This is a genomic window from Streptomyces sp. NPDC006385 (assembly GCF_040612485.1).
Lineage (GTDB): Bacteria > Actinomycetota > Actinomycetes > Streptomycetales > Streptomycetaceae > Streptomyces.
Map to the genome: position 1 here is coordinate 88,382 of NZ_JBEXQG010000014.1, position 18,217 is coordinate 106,598.

Annotated in this window: 13 protein-coding genes and 1 pseudogene; 10 read left to right on the forward strand and 4 right to left on the reverse strand. The window is 68.3% G+C overall.

Translation table 11 applies throughout. From position 1 onward, the window contains the following. Positions 1 to 2: 2 nt before the first annotated feature. The gene (locus ABZ078_RS13985) at positions 3 to 659 is read right to left on the reverse strand and encodes a TetR family transcriptional regulator (protein ID WP_356574912.1); all 657 of its coding nucleotides are present in this window, start codon (positions 657 to 659) and stop codon (positions 3 to 5) included. A 155-nt stretch (positions 660 to 814) separates the two neighbouring features. Here ABZ078_RS13985 and ABZ078_RS13990 point away from each other — a divergent pair, with 155 nt between their 5' ends. The 5 genes from ABZ078_RS13990 to ABZ078_RS14010 all read left to right on the forward strand — a co-directional run bounded on the left by ABZ078_RS13990 (position 815) and on the right by ABZ078_RS14010 (position 8,989). Further along, the gene (locus tag ABZ078_RS13990) at positions 815 to 3,349 is read left to right on the forward strand and encodes a glycoside hydrolase family 3 C-terminal domain-containing protein (protein WP_356574913.1); all 2,535 of its coding nucleotides are present in this window, start codon (positions 815 to 817) and stop codon (positions 3,347 to 3,349) included. A gap of 71 nt (positions 3,350 to 3,420) precedes the next feature. Beyond that, entirely contained in the window at positions 3,421 to 4,719 is a 1,299-nt protein-coding gene (locus ABZ078_RS13995) for an extracellular solute-binding protein (RefSeq protein WP_356574915.1), read from the forward strand. A 37-nt stretch (positions 4,720 to 4,756) separates the two neighbouring features. Beyond that, the gene (locus tag ABZ078_RS14000; protein WP_356574917.1) at positions 4,757 to 5,725 is read left to right on the forward strand and encodes a sugar ABC transporter permease; all 969 of its coding nucleotides are present in this window, start codon (positions 4,757 to 4,759) and stop codon (positions 5,723 to 5,725) included. A gap of 7 nt (positions 5,726 to 5,732) precedes the next feature. Then, a complete protein-coding gene (locus tag ABZ078_RS14005) occupies positions 5,733 to 6,608 on the forward strand; it encodes a carbohydrate ABC transporter permease (protein ID WP_356574918.1) in 876 nt (291 codons plus the stop codon). Between the two features lie 107 nt (positions 6,609 to 6,715). Beyond that, the gene (locus ABZ078_RS14010) at positions 6,716 to 8,989 is read left to right on the forward strand and encodes a discoidin domain-containing protein (RefSeq protein ID WP_356574920.1); all 2,274 of its coding nucleotides are present in this window, start codon (positions 6,716 to 6,718) and stop codon (positions 8,987 to 8,989) included. Positions 8,990 to 9,795: 806 nt separating this feature from the next. On the opposite strand, the gene ABZ078_RS14015 is transcribed toward ABZ078_RS14010, so the two are convergent. The 3 genes and pseudogenes from ABZ078_RS14015 to ABZ078_RS14025 form a co-directional block, all read right to left on the reverse strand. After that, the gene (locus ABZ078_RS14015; protein WP_356574922.1) at positions 9,796 to 10,977 is read right to left on the reverse strand and encodes a Shedu anti-phage system protein SduA domain-containing protein; all 1,182 of its coding nucleotides are present in this window, start codon (positions 10,975 to 10,977) and stop codon (positions 9,796 to 9,798) included. 100 nt (positions 10,978 to 11,077) lie between these two features. Next, positions 11,078 to 11,628 (reverse strand): annotated as a pseudogene (locus ABZ078_RS14020) (transposase family protein); the annotation flags it as partial. A gap of 407 nt (positions 11,629 to 12,035) precedes the next feature. Continuing rightward, positions 12,036 to 12,440: a hypothetical protein gene (locus ABZ078_RS14025; RefSeq protein WP_356574924.1), complete on the reverse strand. Its 405-nt coding sequence runs from the start codon at positions 12,438 to 12,440 to the stop codon at positions 12,036 to 12,038. A gap of 382 nt (positions 12,441 to 12,822) precedes the next feature. On the opposite strand from ABZ078_RS14025, the gene ABZ078_RS14030 reads away from it, so the two are divergent. The 5 genes from ABZ078_RS14030 to ABZ078_RS14050 all read left to right on the forward strand — a co-directional run bounded on the left by ABZ078_RS14030 (position 12,823) and on the right by ABZ078_RS14050 (position 17,952). Continuing rightward, positions 12,823 to 13,314, forward strand: coding sequence for a hypothetical protein (locus ABZ078_RS14030; protein ID WP_356574926.1), 492 nt, complete (start codon positions 12,823 to 12,825; stop codon positions 13,312 to 13,314). Positions 13,315 to 13,359: 45 nt separating this feature from the next. After that, complete coding sequence (locus ABZ078_RS14035; RefSeq protein WP_356574928.1) at positions 13,360 to 14,019, forward strand: Crp/Fnr family transcriptional regulator; 660 nt, start codon at positions 13,360 to 13,362, stop codon at positions 14,017 to 14,019. A gap of 102 nt (positions 14,020 to 14,121) precedes the next feature. Then, the gene (locus ABZ078_RS14040) at positions 14,122 to 14,937 is read left to right on the forward strand and encodes a hypothetical protein (protein ID WP_356574930.1); all 816 of its coding nucleotides are present in this window, start codon (positions 14,122 to 14,124) and stop codon (positions 14,935 to 14,937) included. A 292-nt stretch (positions 14,938 to 15,229) separates the two neighbouring features. Beyond that, positions 15,230 to 17,254 carry a hypothetical protein gene (locus ABZ078_RS14045; RefSeq protein ID WP_356574932.1) on the forward strand — a complete coding sequence of 675 codons (2,025 nt, stop codon included), beginning with the start codon at positions 15,230 to 15,232 and terminating at the stop codon, positions 17,252 to 17,254. A gap of 134 nt (positions 17,255 to 17,388) precedes the next feature. After that, positions 17,389 to 17,952 carry a hypothetical protein gene (locus ABZ078_RS14050; protein ID WP_356574934.1) on the forward strand — a complete coding sequence of 188 codons (564 nt, stop codon included), beginning with the start codon at positions 17,389 to 17,391 and terminating at the stop codon, positions 17,950 to 17,952. The last annotated feature ends 265 nt before the right edge of the window (positions 17,953 to 18,217 follow it).

The window sequence follows — 18,217 nt, forward strand, 5'->3', positions numbered from 1 at the left end:
CCTCACGGGGCCTTTGGCCGCTGTGGAGCCTGATTGCCGGTGAAGCCGGCCAAGAGGGCGGAGATGACGCGGTCCGTGGATGCGGCCATGTCGACCGAGTCGGGGGCGAGCAGCCACTGAACCTGGAGGCCGTCCATGACGGCGATGATCGCGTTGGCCGCGTCTTCGAGGTTCAGATCCGCCCGGGTCTCGCCGAGTTCGTGCGCTTCGGCGAGGGCTTCGCAGACCATGGCACGCAGTCCCGCGTAGCGGTCACGGAAGTAGTCCTGCGCGGGGTGGCCTTCGGTGACGCTCTCCGCCGACAGGACGGAGTACAGCCGGACGATGCCCTCCCGTTCGGTGTTGCGGCGGGCCGTGTCGACCAGGTGGCGCAGGAAGGCCAGACCGCGGGGGCGCTCGCTGCCGAGCTGTTCGATGTCGGTCGCGTCGCGCAGGTCGAGGACGCTGGTGAGCAGCTGGGCCTTGGAGCGGAAGTAGTGCAGGACGCCGGCCTGGGTGACACCCGCGCGGTCGGCGATCTCCTGCAGGGAGGCGTTGTTGTAGCCGCGGGCGGCGAAGGTGTCCATGGCGATCTGCAGGATCTCCTGCCGTCGCTGTTGGGCTTTGAGGCTCTTCCCCGTGCGGGGCTGCCGCTCGCCGGTCGGCCTGCTCTCGCTCACCGTGCGGAGTCTACGGGGCTGTCGATCAGTGGTCACCTTTCGATCAAACCCGAGAAAGAACTTACGCACAAGCACTTACCAAGTACTTAGTAAGTGTGCTTTCCTGCTCTCCGTTCCGCCCGCTTCGTGCCGCACCGCGGCCTGGAAGGACGAGCATGAGCCGCCCTGCCCTCCCCGATGACACCGAACTCCGTGACCGCGTCCGCGGCCTGGACCTGGACTCCAAGATCCGCCTGCTGACCGGCGCCGACCTGTGGAGACTCCCGGCCGAGCCCCGACTCGGTCTGTCGGCGGTGACGATGTCCGACGGCCCGCAGGGGGTACGGGGAACCGGCGAGGATCCCGCCGAGACCGGCCTCCTGGCTCCCGCGCCGAGTGCGCTGGCGGCGGCCTGGGACACCGACCTCGCCGAGCGCCTGGGGGAGCTGTTCGCCATCGAGGCCCGCCGCAAGGGCGTCGACGTGGTGCTGGCGCCGGTGGTCAACCTCCAGCGCACCCCGGTCGCCGGGCGCCACTTCGAGTACTTCTCCGAGGACCCGCTGCTCACCGGCACCCTGGCCGCCGCCGTCGTGCGCGGCCTGCAGAGCCGGGGCGTGGGCGCGTGCCTGAAGCACTTCGTGGCCAACGACTCCGAGACCGACCGCACCCGCTACCGCGCCCGGCTGGACGAGCGGACACTGCGGGAGGTCTACCTGGCCCCCTTCGAGCAGGTCCTCGCCGAGGCCCCGCCGTGGAGTGTGATGGCCGCCTACTCGGGCCTCGACGACGGCGCCGAGTCGGCCCCGATGACCGAGAACACGCGGCTGCTGCGCGAGGTGCTGAAGGGCGAGTGGGGTTTCTCCGGGCCCGTGGTAAGCGACTGGGCCGCGACCCGGTCCACCGTGGCCTCGGCGGTGGGTGGTCTGGATCTGGTGATGCCCGGCCCCCACGGCCCGTGGGGTGACGCCCTCGCGGCGGCTGTGCGCGCGGGCGAGGTGGACGAGGAGGTCGTCGACGACAAGGTGCTGAGGCTGCTGCGTCTGGCCCGGTACGTCGGCCGGCTCGACGAACCGGGGCCGGCCCCCGTCCCGGCAGAACCCGAACCGGAGGAGTTCCGTCTGCTGCGTGAGGTCGCCGCCCGGGGCACGGTGCTGCTCCGTGACGAGGCGGATCTGCTGCCGCTGGCGTTTGGTGGGATCCGCAGCGTCGCGTTGATCGGCCCCAATGCTGTCGAACCGTACCTCCAGGGCGGCGGCAGTGCCTTCGTCCCTGCGGTGCGCACGGTGTCGTACGAGGAAGGACTGCGCGCCGCACTCCCCGAGGACGTACAGCTGACCGTGCACCGGGGCGGCGACGCCCGCCTGCGTCTGCCCTACGCCTTCGCCGAACTGCTCGCTGCCCCCGACACCGGCGAGACCGGTGTGCGCGCCGACCACCTGGACGCTGACGGCCACTGCATCGGCGGCGAGGTCCGCGTCACCGGGGACTGGACCACGTACGACGGCTTCGACCCGGCGACCCATCGGGTGGTGCTGCGCACGGTGCTGACCCTCACCGAGCCGGGGACGCACCGTCTGGAGTTCGGCTGCGCGGGCCGCTTCAGCGTGAGCCTTGACGGCGAGAACGTCCTGGCCGGGGCTGATGACCGCGGAGTCGAGCTGGTGCTGGAGTCCAGCCACAACCACCCGCCCCTGCGGGGGATCGACGTCGAGGTGGGACCGGAGGGCCGCAGGCTCGCGCTCGCCCTGGACCTCACCGTCGTCGACGCCGGTGGCTACGGCCGCTTCGTCACCGGCCAGGTCCGGCACGCACCGCCCGGTCCGACGCCGTACGAGGAGATAGCCGAAGCCGCCGCCGCAGCCGCCGCGGCCGATGTTGCCGTGGTTGTGGTGGGCACCAACGAGGAGGTGGAGTCCGAGGGCTGGGACCGCACCGGGCTCGATCTGCCCGGCCACCAGAACGACCTGGTGCGCAAGGTGATCGCCGCCAATCCGCGCACGATCGTGGTCGTCAATGCCGGCGCCCCGGTGCTGCTGCCCTGGGCCGACGAGGCTCCCGCCCTGCTGTGGGCATGGCTGCCGGGCCAGGAGGCCGGACACGCCCTGGCCGACGTCCTGCTCGGCCGGGCCGAGCCGTCGGGCCGGCTGCCGTGGACGCTGCCCGCCCGCGCCGAGGACGTCCCCGTCCCCGACGCCCGCCCCCGCGACGGCATCGTGGACTACACCGAGGGCGTTCACGTCGGCCACCGGGCCTGGGACCGGGACGGGCTCACCCCGGCCTTCCCGTTCGGCCACGGTCTGGGCTGGACCCGATGGACCTACGAGTCCGTGACCCTCTCCACGACTCCCGTCTCCGCCACTCTGCCCTGCCCCGCGGGCGGAGACGGGCTCAACCTGACCGTGGAACTGACCAACAGCGGCCCCCGGGCCGGCCGTGAGGTCGTCCAGGTCTACCTGGAGCCGCCGCAGGACGGCTCCGACAGGCCGGTGCGTCTGCTCGCCGGGTTCGCCACGGTACAAGCGGAACCGGGCGCACGCGTCACCGCCGAGGTGTACGTGCCCGCCCGCGTCTTCCGGATCTGGGACGGCGAGGCGAGCGCCTGGCGTACCCCGCCCGGCCGCTACCGCCTGCATGTCGGACGCTCCAGCCGTGATCCGCATCTCACCGCAGAGGTGAACGTCGACGGCGGGCGCCTGCACCCCGCAGTCTGAGCCTCCCGCTCGCCCGTCCCTTTTGCCCCACTCCCCGCGCCCCGTCAGCACGACCGCAAGGAGCCGCAACCATGCGCACCCCTCGTCCCAGCACCAGAACCCTCCAGATCGCCTGCGCCACCGTCGCGGCGGCCCTGCTGGCCACCGGCTGCGGCCGCAGCGACGACTCCTCGGCCGCCGACAACGCCCCGGCGAAGATCAGCAGCGGCAAGGCCGAGGGCAAGCTGGTCATGTGGTCCATGGGCGACAAGGCCGACAAGGACCTTGAGAGCCTGGCGAAGAAGTTCGAGCAGCAGAACCCGGACGTGACCGTCCAGATCACGGCGGTGCCGTGGGACGCCGCGCACGAGAAGCTGACCACCGCGATCGCCGGCGGCAACACCCCGGACATGTCCCTGATCGGCTCCACCTGGATGGCCGAGATGGCCGCCATGAACGGCTTCCAGGCCACCCCGGACTCGTTCAAGTCGTCCGCGTTCTTCCCCGGCCAGTGGGACACCACCAAGTACAAGGACACCTCCTACGGCGTCCCGTTCATCGCCGACACCTCGGTGATCTACTACCGCACCGACATCACCACCAAGGCCGGCATCAAGGGCGCTCCCGCCGGTGACTGGGACGGCTACCTGAAGGACCTCAAGACCATCCAGGCCACGGTCGGCAAGCAGAACCCCAAGCTGCGCAACGCCACCCAGCTGCAGGTCGGCTTCAACTCCTGGCTGTTCTGGCTGCCGATGGTGTGGCAGCAGGGCGGTGACATCTACGACGCCGACGCGAAGAAGTTCACGTTCGACTCGCCCGAGGTCACCAAGGCCCTGGAGTACTACAGCGGCTTCTTCAAGGACAAGCTGTCGCCGAACGACAAGACCGACGCCCGCCAGAACCTCCAGAACGGGCTGATCGGCACCGTGCAGCAGGGCCCCAGCACAGGCGGCGACCTGCACAAGCACGCGCCCGAGCTGGACAGCAAGTGGCAGACCATGCCGCTGCCGAAGGGCACGCAGTCGGCCGGCCTGGCCGGCGGCAGTGACCTGGCGGTCTTCAAGGACGCCGACAACGCCGACGCGGCCTGGAAGTTCGTCCAGTTCCTGACCGAGCCGAGGAACCTGGCCGAGTACGCGGACGCCTCCGGCAACCTTCCCGCCGCCGTGCAGTCCTGGTCGGAGGGCGACCTCGCCGAGAACCCGAAGATGGCCGCCTTCGAGACCCAGCTGAAGGTCACCAAGGCGCCCCCGGCGATCACCACCTGGCAGCAGATCGCCGACGCCATCGACTCCGAGTTGGAGAAGCTCGCCTACGGCAAGGCCACCGTCGCCGACGTGCAGAAGACCCTGCAGTCCAAGGCCACCAGCATCGGCACCGGCCGCTGACGCGCCGCTGCATCCCTCGTACGGACGGATGACAACCATGCCCACCAGCACCATTACCGGGCAGGGCACCCGGAAGCGGGCCGCCGCCGGCAAGCGGCCCGCGGCCGCTCCTTCGCCGCGACGGAGCACCGCACGGGGTCGGCAGGCCCGCGCCGCGTCGGTTCTCGCCGCCCCGTTCCTCGCCCTGTTCCTCGCCTTCATGCTGCTGCCGGTCGTCTGGTCGACGCTGATGAGCCTGACCGACACCAAGAGCGCCGACCTGCGCACCCCGCTGAACGTGTCGTTCGTCGGCCTCGACAACTACGTACGACTCTTCCAGGACCCGCAGTTCTTCACCGCCCTGCGCAACACGGCCGTGTTCGTCCTGGCGGCCCTCCCCCTGACGCTGGCCGCCGGGCTCGCCGCGGCGGTCGCCCTCGACAGTGGCATCCGCCGCTTCCGGGCCGCCTTCCGGGTCGGCTTCTACCTGCCGGTGATCACCAGCATCGTGGCCGTCGCCGTGGTGTGGAAGACGCTCCTCGAACCCCACACGGGCCTGGTGAACACCGTCCTCGCCTGGTTCGGGATCGACGGCCCGGCCTGGCTGGCCGACACCCGCTTCGCCCTGCCCGTCATGACCCTCATGGCCGTGTGGCGCAACCTCGGAACCGTCATGATCATCATGCTGGCGGGTCTGCAGTCGGTGCCCCACTCCCTGATGGAGGCCGCCGAACTCGACGGCGCCGGCCCCTGGCAGCGGTTCTGGCGGGTCACCTTCCCGCTCCTGCGCCCGGCCCTGCTCCTCACCGCCGTCACCACCGGCATCGGCTACCTGCAGTTCTTCGACGAGCCGTTCGTCATGACCGACGGCGGACCGCTGGACTCCACCCTGTCGGCCACGTTGTACGCCTACAAGCAGTTCGGCAACGGCAACTACGACATCGCCTCGGCGGCCGGCTACGTCGTCTTCGTTCTCATCATCGCGCTGACCGTGCTGCAGTTCCGCATGCTGCGCGACAAGGACTGATGCCCCCATGACCACGACAACGATCGACCCCGCTGTACAGAAGTCCGTACGGCGCCGCCGCATCCGCCAGGAGTGGGGCCGCCCCTGGCTGTACCTACCGCTCAGTGGCCTCCTGCTGCTGATGGTCACGCCGTTCCTGTGGATGCTGTCCGGGGCGTTCAAGCCCGAGGCCGACATTCGCAAGATCCCGCCCGACCTGATCCCCACCCGCCCCACGCTCACGAACTTCCAGGAACTGTTCAGCAGCCTGGACTTCACGAGGATGTTCGCCAACTCCGTGATCGTGGCCCTGGCCGTCACCGCCGGGAACCTGATCTTCTGCTCGATGCTCGGCTACGCCCTGGCCAAGCTGGAGTTCCGGGGACAGCGGGCCGTGTTCACGGTGGTTATCGCGACCCTCATGGTCCCGGGCCTGGTCACCTTCGTACCGCTGTACGTCCTGGTGGCCAACATGCAGCTGACCGGCTCCCTGCTCGGGCTGATCCTGCCGTTCCTCGCCACCCCCTTCGGGGTGTTCCTGATGCGGCAGTTCATCTCCACCCTGCCGGACGAGCTCATCGACGCCGCCCGCGTCGACGGCTGCCGCGAACTGGCCATCTTCTGGAAGATCATCCTCCCGCTGACCAAACCGGCCCTCGCGACCCTGGGAATCATCACCTTCCTCGGCTCCTGGAACAACTTCCTGTGGCCCCTGGTCGTGGCCCAGAACGAGAGCCAGTACACCCTCCCCGTCGGCCTCGCCCTGGCCAGCAGCGGACAGGACTTCACCCGCTTCGGCATCCTGCTCGCCGGCGCCGTCGTCGTCCTGCTCCCGGTGACGATCGTCTTCCTTCTCTTCCAACGCCACTTCGTCGCCGGTATCGCCACCACCGGCCTGAAGTGACCCCAGCTCCGGCGCCCTTACCCGGCCCCCACGCGCCGGTCTCGCCACACCCACGTCCTGCACGCGCGCCGCCGTGCAAGGCCGTCATGCCCGCAAGGAGCCGCACCATGAGAACCACCACCCGGCAATGGCGCCGGACCTCCCTGGCAGCCGCCGCGACCCTGCTCGCCACGCTTCCGGTCCTCCCGGCAGCCACACCCGCCTCGGCCGAAGCCGCGCCCGGCACCAAGGCATCGGTCTGGGTCACCAACCCGTCCACCAAGACGTACCTGGCCAAGCAGCCGGCGGTGACGTGGCGGACCGGCCCGGCCCCCTCCGGCACCGAGGATTCGACCATCACGGTCGACACCACCCGCAAGTACCAGCCGATGACCGGCTTCGGAGCCTCCTTCACCGACTCCTCCGCCTGGCTGGTCGGCACCAAGCTCAACTCCAGCCAACGGAACGCGCTGATGCGCGACCTGTTCAGCCGTCGTGACGGCATCGGCCTGAGCGCTCTGCGCCAGCCCATGGGCGCCACCGACTTCACGGTGAACGGCAACTACTCCTACGACGACATGCCCGCCGGCCAGGAAGACCCCACGCTGGCCAACTTCACGATCGCCCACGACCGTTCGTACACCATCCCCCTGCTGAAGCAAGCCCGACAGATCAACCCGCGGCTGAGCCTCATGGCCACCCCGTGGAGCCCGCCCGGGTGGATGAAGACCAGTGACTCGATGAACGGCGGCCGGCTCAAACCTGACGCCTACCAGCCGCTCGCCGACTACTTCGCGAAGTTCCTCAAGGCGTACGCGGCGGCCGGAGTCCCGGTGCGCTACATCACCCCGCAGAACGAGCCGCTGCACGAGCCGTCGACCTACCCGGGCATGTACCTGCCCGCCGACCAGGCCAAGACTTTCGTCACCGACTACCTGGCCCCGACGCTGCGCAAGCAGGGCCTGTCCACCGGCATCCTGGGCTACGACCACAACTGGGACGTCACCAGCTACCCCGAATCCTTCTACGCCGACCCGGCAACCGCCCAGCAGGTCACCGGCACGGCCTGGCACTGCTACGCGGGCGGCCCCGAGGCCGTGGTGGCGCAGACCGTCGTCCACAACGACTACCCCAACAAGCCCGCCTTCCAGACCGAGTGCTCCGGCGGCAACTGGGAGGGCGACGAGCAGGGCGCCTTCGCCGGCGTCATGGACAACGTCATCAACGGTCCACGGAACTGGGCCCAGAGCATCATCCGCTGGAACATCGCCCTGGACGCCGGCGACGGACCCACCAACAACGGATGCCAGGGCTGCCGGCCCGTCGTGACCGTCTCCCCGAACACCGACGGCAAGTGGACCTACACGCCGACGGCCGACTACTGGGGCCTCGCACACGCCAGCAAGTTCGTCCAGCCCGGCGCCCGCCGGGTCGCCTCCAACACCCTGGGCAAGGGCAGCATCGAGGACGTCGCCTTCACCAACCCCGACGGTTCCACCGCGCTGGTCACCTACAACTCCGGCAGCACGGCACGCACCTTCACCGTGGGCTGGGGCGACCACCACTTCACCTACACCCTGGCCGCCGGAGCAGCAGCGACCTTCACCTGGACGGGAACCCGGCACGGCACCACCGACCCGGCCGCCATCGGCTCCGTCGACATCCCCTTCCGCAACCCCGACGGCAGCCAGGCCCTGATCACCTACGACAGCAGCCTGCTCACCCAGCAGCCTCAGGTGCGTGTCGGCGACCAGTGGCTCGGCTACACCCTGCCCACCGGCGCCGCCCTCACCACACCCACCGGCGAGACGGCCCTGTCCCGAGACGGCTGGCAGGCAACAGCCTCCGCGAGCAGCTCGGACGACCCGCCCTCCAAGGCCATCGACGGTGACACGTCCACCCGCTGGAGCTCGGGCCACGGGATGCAGCCCGGAGACTGGTTCCAGCTGGACCTTGGCTCCACAGAGACCTTTGACCAGCTCGTCCTCGACTCCACCGCCTCATCCGGCGACTTCGCCCGCCACTACGAGGTGTACACCTCCGACGACGGCACCACCTGGGGCAAGCCCATCGCCACCGGCCCCGGCAGCACCGTGACCCGGATCCTGCTTCCCAAGACCACCGCCCGCTACATCCGAGTGGTCAACAAGTCCAACTCCGGCAGCTGGTGGTCCATCCACGACGTCTCCGTCTTCGCCCCCGACGGCAAGACCACCTCTGCCGCCGGCTCGAACCACGGCCTCCTGCGCAAGAACGCGACCCTGCCCGACGGCACACAACTCTCGGTGATGTACAACTCCGGCAGCGGCTTCACCACCTTCGACGTTCCGTGGGGCAGCACGATGTACAGATACCGGCTCCCGGCAGGCGCCGCCGCGATCCTCACCACGCGGCCTGCCTGAGCGCACGCCTGGAGAAAATGCCTGTAAGCCCACACAGCGAGGGCCCGCGCAAAGTACGCCGCGCGGGCCCTCGCCGTCTTTCGCCCTCTTTCGCCCGTGTCCAGGAACTCGGGGTCAACGCCCCAGTACAAGCCGAATGAGTGGATGCGGCCACTGGGAGTGCCCCTGCGGCTCCTCTGGGGCTTCCGGCTGCATCGACAGGCAAGAGCGTGAAAGAGCCGCAAGCCCATTCGTACAGATCAGCAGCTCACCATCGCCCATCGCGGCAGGTCACAGCATCCACCGGTTCCGCGGCACCTGCCCAGCAGGAACCAGTAGCTCGGCGCAGAGCGTCGGCTGCCCTCGGCGCCCCAGCGATAATCGACACCTTGGCAGGTCCTGACCCGCCCCATCGCCCGTAACGCCCACACGGCACATAATGCGCACCGTCAAAACCGCAGGTCAGGAGCCCTTGGCCACCGGCTCAAGGATGGCCACACACTCCACATGGTGCGTCATCGGAAAGATGTCGGATTGAGCAGGTCTCGGACCAGGTCAGAGGCCATTTCTCGGCTCGTTGTCCCGCCTGCGGGAGCCCAGAGCGTCAAACGAGCGTCATGACGCACAGCACGTCCCTCCCCTCCTGGACGGAACAGGCTGCCACGACCAACTGCCCCGGCACGGCCCGTTGACTCGGCAGGCACGCCTGTGGGCTTCGGGCTGACCGGCCGGCGCACCCGATGAAGCCGTGCCTTCTGCACTCCATCGAGAACGCCAGGGCCTCGGTTCTTCCAGGCTGACGGCTGCTTGCAGAGGGACGGCTGGTTTCAAGCGAGCCGAAGGCGTTGGTCGGGAGCGTCTCGGCGCAGAGGGTCGGGGGATTCGTTGATGCGCATCAGCCAGTCGTAGGTGCGTACCTGGATGTGGGAGCGCCGGGCATGCAGTTCCCGGATTTCGGCGGCTGCGTCGTCGTAAGTCTCGCGGGCCATGATGATCAAGCCTGGGACTTCGGCCGTGATACCTGGCAGGCCCAGCCCGTCGGCGTCGCGCGCGGAGCGGGCGTAGTGCAGATTGGTGGACAGCCACCTGCGCCAGTCCTCGATCTGGTCGACCGCGTGCCGCAGGGTGGCCGTCGCCCGCCTATTGCCGGGGTTGGTCAGGCGACTGACCGGGCTCTCCAGCTCAACCAGCGTCCACCGAACTCCGAGTGAGGTCTGACCGGCGATCATGAAGTCGGCCATGTAGTGGTTGCCGAGCTGGACCTGGGGCCGGATCCAGGTGTCGTGGGTGCCCACTACGGTACCGGCCAGCAGCGCCGGGTGCTTCTCCAAGAGCCGCTGCATCGCGGCCTCGTCGTCCGCTGTCTCCAGTGCGTTGCGCAGTGCCTCGATCGCCGCCGGGGTCGCTGGAAAGTTGATCCGCCAGCGTTCCAGCTGCGCCTCCTGGGCTCGGGTAATCCGAGCCGGGTTGCTCTGAACCGCAGCAGCGTGTTCGCGGGCCAGATGGAGCTGATCGAGATAGCCGTCCTCACCGGGGCGGATGATGTGGGTGACCCGGTGCGGGGCAGTGCCGAGCCCGTGGCCGCCCCGGAAGTGCAGTCGGCCATTGGCGCCGATTGATGAGATCTCGCCGTGCATATCCGGCCCCTTGCGCCGGTCGCGAGCGGTGACAACGTCATCGACCGCAGGCTCTAGCCGACGCAGGGCGGCGGCGGACTCGCGGTCACGGGCGACGCGCAGCCAGGCGTTAAGCACCTCCCGGCACCCGAGCTTGTCCATGTCGGGAACCGCCAGGTCGGTGCGGTTCGCGAGATCGAGGAGGACCTCGTACTCGTCGTCGCCGAAGTCCCCGGCGAGGGTGAGTCCTAGAGGCGTTCGAAGCAGGACGCGCAGCTCGGCGGCAGCGACCAGCTCGGGTGTGGCCTGTTCTAGGGGCAGGGCCAAGGCGCGTGCGATGGTGATCTGCTCGGCCGTCGGCGCCTTGCACTTACGTTCGAGGCTCTCGGCCACGACCTGCCACCGTAGCTCTGACACTTCCCCTCCTTCTGAAACGACGCGCCCACCGTAGCCGCAAGCGGCGACGTGGTGTGGGGTTCTTCAGTGAGCCTCTTCAGCGTTGCCGCTCCAGGGTGAGGACGGCTTTGGCGATTGACGTCATGCGGCTCGGAATGCAGCGGGCTCTGCGGAAGATCCGCCAGGACTTCATGCGGGCGACGCCTCGTTCGACCGGTGCCCGTGCCGCGGCCAGGGCCCGGTTGACGGTCCTCTCGGTGGGGGTGAGTTCCTGCGGGGGCCTGCGTTTGATGCCTGTGGTCAGCCAGGGGCCACCGCCCTGGTAGGCAAGATCCGCCAGGATGGGAACGCCCTGGCGCTCGCAGATCCGGATGATCCGGTGGGTGCGGGCGGCGGTCAGGTCGTGGGTGGGGCCCGGCAGGGCGGGCAGGAGCCACAGCAGCCGGCCGCCGGGGTCGGTGACCACCTGCACGCGGCACGGCCGTCGCCGATCCGGTCGCACTCGGCGAGGGTGCCGTCGAGCAGGACGAAGTCGGGTTCGTGCCCGCGCAGCGTCTTCAACAGGCCCGGTGCACGTTCGGCGAGCAGGTCGACGACCGCGCTGGTGTAGGCGTGGGCGGTGGACTCGCTGATCCCGAATCCAGCGGCGAACACCCCGCACCCACCCCGAGGGACGTCTCGGCCGCGACGCCAAGGACCTCGCGCTGTACCGGGAGAAGTTCCGCCGCCGTCTGCCGGAGTCGCTGGACGAACTGCACGGCCCGTCCCAAGGGATCGGGGAACTACCGCTACACCTGCCCTGGTCCGGGATGACGTCATACGACCTGGGCAAACCGCGCCAGCGTATAGTCCTGTACCGCACCGTCCTACACGAGGGCCTGCTCGACGGCCTGCCCCGCACCTCGACCCCGGCGCGCTCCTCCATCTGTAGCCGGTGATGAGCACCCTCGTCGGTCGCACCGTGCGCGCCGTACGGGAAGACGCGTTCCCTCAGCTCGCCTCCCGCACCCGATAGAGCGGCATAGCGGTCGGCCTCGTACGTCTGAGTGTGGTCACTATTCGGCGTCAGGGTGCATCTGTACCCACCGGCCGTCGATGAACTTCATCTCCACGCCGTAGTACGGCTGAGGCGGGGCAACCAACCGCTTGCCGCGGTGTGGCGCTGTCGGCGGCTTGGGGCTGCCAGCGGGCTGCACCTGCGCCGCGCCCGGCTTCATTTTTGGGTCGCGCTTCCGCAACGCTTCGATTCTCTTGAGGAGTTCGGCGCGGCTGATGTCTTTGGGTACCCGGGTCACACGGGTCGGAGCCACCGAGCGGGGCGACGAGCGGTCTGTGGTCGACCGGCAGGCGCGGTGCACCGGCAGCCCGCCCGGGGCGAGGACGAGCTTCTTCCTGGCCACCGGCAGGCGGCATACGACGCAGCGCTTGAGCGCAGGCTTGGACCTGAACGCGTCGGACACGATCCCCCCGGATGGTGATGCCTTGGCGTGACAGCACAATAGGCGCGCTGGTGACCGCCCGGGAGGGTTCGGGCGAAAACCGTTGGGCCTCCGAGAACGCGCCTTCCACCGAGCAGGACGGTGGATCCACAGCGACAGAAACCGTGCGGCCGAGCGATCTGCCCACGAATGCGAGACGGCGAAGTCCGCTACGGCGGCACTTGCGTACCGGACCGTGATCAAAGCGACGAGTGTCAGCCGGTGAGCAAAGACCTCGAAGGCCGTGGAGTGAGGAAGCTACCGCTCCTCGTGCCCTGCGGTAGGCATCACTCTTCGGCAGTCGAGAGCAGGCTGGCAACTGCCATGACAAGCGGGCGACGGCCACAGAGGGATGTGGGGCGGCATGCACGAGCCAGGCAACATTCCGGCGGAGATGGAGCGGCTCCAAGGGCACGCTGAACGCGCCTTCGTCGAGGTGCAGCGGGCGGATACGAAAGCAACAGCGCTGTGCGGAATCGCCGGTGGCCTGCTGGCTGCAGGGATTGCCGTGCTGTCGAGTACACGCGGCATGCCCCCAATCGGAGTGTTCTCGCTAGTTCTGATGTGCCTGCTGCTGATGGCCGCGATAGGGGCTGCGCTGCTCGCGCTGCGGCCCGTGGTCCCAAGGGCGGGGCTGCATACCGAATTGATGGACGAGGCGCTCGTTCATCACCGGGTCGGTGTGAGTACGGCTGCGCGTGGGGAGCTTGAACGGCATGCCGAGGGCCGTCGACTACAGATGCTGGCCTGGCTGGCGGACAAAAAGCTGCGAGCGGCCCGCCTGGCCGTCGACCTTGCCCTAGCAGCACTCCTGATGGCTGGAATGTGTCTATTGAGCAACATTCTGGTTAGTTGAGACGATCACCTTAAGTGTGTCGGGGCCGCACAGCAGGGGGGACGCATGTATCAGCCGCATGCCGCGGTGATCGGCGACAAGTTATGGGCACGCCTGAAGGCGCTCGCACCGCAGCGTGTGAGGCCCGCTCGGAGCGTGCTCCTCCGCCAGGGAGATCCAGCAACTCACGTGATCGTGCTGGAGTCCGGGTCAACGTTGATCACCCTGGCCGGGACCTGCGGAGAAAGGACGCTTCTCGCCGTGCGCGGCGCCGGTGAGTTACTCGGCGAGCTGGCCGTGTTGGACTCCCAGCCGCGCACCGCCACGGTCATCGCCGCCGAGACCTGCCAGATCCGCATCGTCCCGGCTGCCGCTTTCCTTACATTCGTTGAGGAGCATGATCTGCTGGCCCCTCTCCTGCGCCACGCCATTGCCCGGGTCAGGGAATCGGAGGCCGTGCGGCTCGAACTGGCCACTGCGTCTGTGCCCCTGCGTCTGGCATCGGCTCTGTCGCGACTGGTCGAGGCCGCATCCGCTTCGGCTTCGGATCTCGCCGTGCGTCTGACCCAGACTGAGCTGTCTCAGATGATCGGCGCTTCCCGCAACGCTGTGGTCAACGCGCTCAAGCCCTGGCGCGAGCAGGACTGGGTCCGCACCACCTCCAGTGGTGGGCTCCTCGTCCGCGACATCCATTCGATTCAGTCGCACGCACGTACGCATGCGTGACGGGCCGCACTTCACGCCTGCCCACTGCTGGGCAGCGGCGGCCGTCCCGCCCGATCAGCATGGGCACTTCCCTGACCGCCTGTGCTGAAAGGACGGTGCCCGATGGATGCGCCGCTGCACGCAGAGCCCCTGGACGTGCCTGCCGAACTCGCCCTCGTGGCACTCGATATGGAGAAGTACAGCCAGATCCCGGAGGCGAAGATGGCCGCCGCTCGGTGCGACGTGGACGACATCGTGGCGACCGTGCTCGCCGAATGTCAGCTGCCCGACCCGCAGGAACTTCCCGGCGGCTACAAGGACAGTGGCGACGGGGCGATCCTGCTGTTCCCGCCCTCAGTGCTGGCACGACTCGTCGACCCACTGCTGGGCCGGCTCAATGCGGCTCTGGTGCGCTACGAGCGGCAGCGGCTGGCCAGTAGTCCCGTCCTGCGCCTGCGGGCCAGTATGCACGTCGGCCCACTGTCCCTGCCCGACCATCGCGGTAACGCCATCAATGACACCGCCCGGCTGCTCGACAGCCAGGCAAACCGGCAGGCGCTGTCCGCCGCGAAGGACAGTGGCGGCTTCCTTACTGCCGCGCTCTCCGAGATCGTCTACCAGCGCACTGTGCACGCGGGACGCATGCAGGATCTGGGCCCGCACCACTTCCTCGAGGCGGTTGCCCGCGTCAGCGACAAGCCCGGCTTCGAGCAGCCCTGCCGGATTCACGTGCCGGGCCTGACCGGACCGGCCGTGCGCCCCTACGTCACGGACGCCGCATCGCCGACCGCTGCCACCTCCTCCACCGCGCAGCCGAGCGACGCGTCGGTGACGCCGGTTGCCAGCAGCGGCGGCACGTTCCAATTCCACGGTCAGGTCAGCGACGCCACGATCGCCAACAGCATCGACACCCTGCGGATCGATCGCCGCCAGCGGTAAGTCGTCTGGCCTTCCACCCTTTCCGCCCTTCCCACACTCACCCTGGAGCACCCGCATGTCTGACGTGCCGTTCGACCCCACCGACTCCAACGCAACCCCACCAACAAGCGAGGTTGGCGAGAACCAGTCCAACGGCTCCGGCGGCTGGCTGCATCGCTTGCGCCCCGGATCCGGTGCTCCCGATCGGCGGGACGCAAACCCTGACGACCCATCTCCCTCCCCCGTTCCCCCACCACCGGCTGCCGTCCCTCCCGCGCATCCCATTCATGAAACGGAGGACGGAGCGACACACGTGTATGGAGACCCCGACGTCGTCGCCCACTACATCAAGCAACTGATCCTGGAGACGCGAAAGCAGGACTTACTGGAGGGTATCGAACAAAATCGCGAGCGACTGCTCGATCAGCCGTTCGTTCGGAGCGCGCACTGGAACACGATCTGGGAGCAGATCGTCAATCCCGCTACCAGCCGCCCGCATCAACCCGTGATCATCATTGTCGCGCCCCGGTCATGCGGCTCGACAACCCTCGCACTACGGCTTCTGGCCGAGCACACTGCTCACGACGCCACCGTGGTCAAGTTGGACGCGGACTGGAAGACCCCCAGCAAAGGACGCCTGCCACTAGAGCTCGCGCACGCCTACCAGCTTGACCTCAAGCACCCGGAGAAAGATCAGGTATCGGCCGACTTCCTCGATGCACTGTCGGAACACGCTACCCACCTCCGAGGTTGCGGTTCCTATCTGGCGCTGACCGTGGCACAGGACTTGTGGAAGGATCACCGTCTCAGCGATCGCGACGGCGTCCAAGTAGTTCGTCTGCGCGAGGCTCCCGATGCCCAGGAAGTAGTAGAGGCGCATCTGGACGCCAACGGCTACGGACAACTGGTCACATCGCTTCGCTCCTTCCCCAAGGCCGCAGCTTCCTTGCGCGGACTGACGGCGGTGGCCGCCGTACGGGCCGCGCGCTCCGCCGTGACGGCTTGGAAGGAACATATTCACGCCGACTCCCAGCAGTCGCGAGTGCGGGCAGACACCGACGGCGGAACCCCGGCAACCCTGGAAGAACGCATCATCGCGGCTCTGACCGACTGGCGAGGGGAACTCGACGGCCGGTTCGGCGAGATGAACAGCCTGCACACCCACGACAACCCCTCACTCACCGTGGACGACCGTTGTCTGCTGCTCGCCCTGGCCGTGCAGCAGTCGGCGCCCCTGCCCGTCGTCGCGCGCAGTGCAGCCGCTCTGATGAAAGCCATCGAGGACGTCCCCGAGGCTCCTGGCGCAGCAGCAGGATTCTCGCCGACGCTCAGTGCCCTGGCCGGACGGGGAATGCGTCGGCGCATCCAGGATGTCGGGGGCCAAGTCGACATGCAGGACACCGTGCTCTTCGACCGGCCTGCCTATGGACGCGCGGTGCTGGAGTATGTCTGGGACAACTACGACGTCATGCGTGAGCCCTTGCTGACCTGGCTCGTCGCGACGGCTCAAAGCGCCGAGCCGGAAGACCACGCAGTGGCTGCGTTGGCTGAGCTCACCGTGCGGCACGGATCGGTGGACTACCTCACGACACTGGGCAACCTGGTCGGCAGCAGCCATCCAAAGGTGCTTGGTGCGGTCATGGAAAGCGCCGTGCGCAACGAACACGTCGGACGCCTGGCGTGGGAAGCACTGTACGGGTGGGCGGAGAAGGAGAGTTACGCGCCCGCCGTGATTGCGCTGTGCCAACGAGTCCTGGAGGATTCCTCCGTCGCCACATCTCTGGCCAAGCGGGCAATGGTGCGCCTGCGCCGGGTCGCGCACAAGAACACCGGCACCACCGTGGTCGGCCAAGTCCAGGCTGCCTTCGACGCTCTGGTCCAACACCCCACTGTCGCCCAGCGCCTGGCCGGGGAGGTCCAGAGCTGGCAGCAGGGCAAGGTTTCCTCCGCGCGCAGCGGCGCCCTGGCCTTCCTTGCATTGATGACCCGCCGGCACGACGGCACGCCATGGCTCGTGGGCTCCCCACCCACAAACATCGACGTGCAGCGCGGCGTCCACGACCTGCTGTCCTCTTCGGAGACCGCCGCCGAGGCCATCTCGCGTCTGACGGACTGGATCCGTGCTTGTGCCGACGATCCCAGCGCCTACACGCAGTTGCGTGACCTGCTACTGCCCGCGCTGCGCGGCCACAACATGTTCGAGGCCGGCTGGAGGTTCATGAGCGGGCTGCGTGGCATCTCCACCGTTGAGGGCGTCAGCGTGGCCGACGACTTCTACAACCACCTCGTCGACAGCCGTGTGCGCACGGTCTTCCCGCTCGAAGAGAACCTCGTATGAGGTGGCCATGGCGCCGCGCAGTCCGTACAAGTAGGTCTGCCCAGCCACGGTTGCTGCCCAGTGCCACCGATGGCATCGCCTTCGAGGCCCTGTACACAATCACCTGGCGACCACTGTGGCGGGTTCCTCCCAACGTGGAGGAGACAGCACGCGCCGCTGTGCATGCCGCGGCGACCGAGGCGGCCGCGCGTCTGCGAGCCTCGGACGTGCCCGCTGCCCAGGACGCCGTCAACGCCGCCCTCGGCTGTCTGCCTCGCCGAGCCCCGAACTACTGCCTGTTGAAGGTCAAGGCGACCCTCGGTCTGCCCAGCGCGTCACAGGAGCTGCTGACGCAGCGGGCAGCTGACGAGCAACGCGTCCGCCGCCTGCGCTTCTTGAAGGAGAACCTTTACGACCACCCGGACCTCGTCGTCCTGGACCAACTCGAACACCACGCCCCCGGCGCCCTGGGCGACGAGCACGTTGCCGAACTCCAACGCCTTGCTCGCCTGATCTGCTCCTGCGACCGCTGGTGGTTCCCGCTCCTGCAGCAATGGGAACAGGTCGGCCAAGGGTTCACGAACATCGAAAAGCGCCAGCAGGCCATGGTCGTGCTGTCCGACTCCCTCAAAGCACTCAACGACGGCAGTCTCCCCAGCGGCATCGCAGCAGGGGACATGTCCGGGTCTGACGGAGCACCCCGAAGGGCGCACCCATGAAGCTCGCCCTGTGGCGGATGCTGCTGGCACCCCTGACCAGCCTCCGAGCCCTGTTCATTCAACGTCGCAGCGCGACACAGCTGTCCTACGACGTCGCCTGGCGCCAGGCACGCCTGGACCGTAGTCCCGACGACATGGTCTATCGGCTACACGGCCACCACGCCACCGCACCCGACCAAGCAACGAGTGCTCAGTCGCCCTTGGCCCCGCCAAGGAAAGACGAGCCGACCGACCGGTGTCCCTGACCGACGTCTCCGTAAACCAC

What these genes read in the sequence shown, in the direction of transcription:
- ABZ078_RS14035 (WP_356574928.1), top strand. Translation starts at nt 13,360, where the DNA reads ATGTATCAGCCGCATGCCGCGGTGATCGGCGACAAGTTATGGGCACGC.
- ABZ078_RS13990 (WP_356574913.1), top strand. Translation starts at nt 815, where the DNA reads ATGAGCCGCCCTGCCCTCCCCGATGACACCGAACTCCGTGACCGCGTC.
- ABZ078_RS14030 (WP_356574926.1), top strand. Translation starts at nt 12,823, where the DNA reads ATGCACGAGCCAGGCAACATTCCGGCGGAGATGGAGCGGCTCCAAGGG.
- ABZ078_RS14040 (WP_356574930.1), top strand. Translation starts at nt 14,122, where the DNA reads ATGGATGCGCCGCTGCACGCAGAGCCCCTGGACGTGCCTGCCGAACTC.
- ABZ078_RS14000 (WP_356574917.1), top strand. Translation starts at nt 4,757, where the DNA reads ATGCCCACCAGCACCATTACCGGGCAGGGCACCCGGAAGCGGGCCGCC.
- ABZ078_RS14010 (WP_356574920.1), top strand. Translation starts at nt 6,716, where the DNA reads ATGAGAACCACCACCCGGCAATGGCGCCGGACCTCCCTGGCAGCCGCC.
- ABZ078_RS14005 (WP_356574918.1), top strand. Translation starts at nt 5,733, where the DNA reads ATGACCACGACAACGATCGACCCCGCTGTACAGAAGTCCGTACGGCGC.
- ABZ078_RS13995 (WP_356574915.1), top strand. Translation starts at nt 3,421, where the DNA reads ATGCGCACCCCTCGTCCCAGCACCAGAACCCTCCAGATCGCCTGCGCC.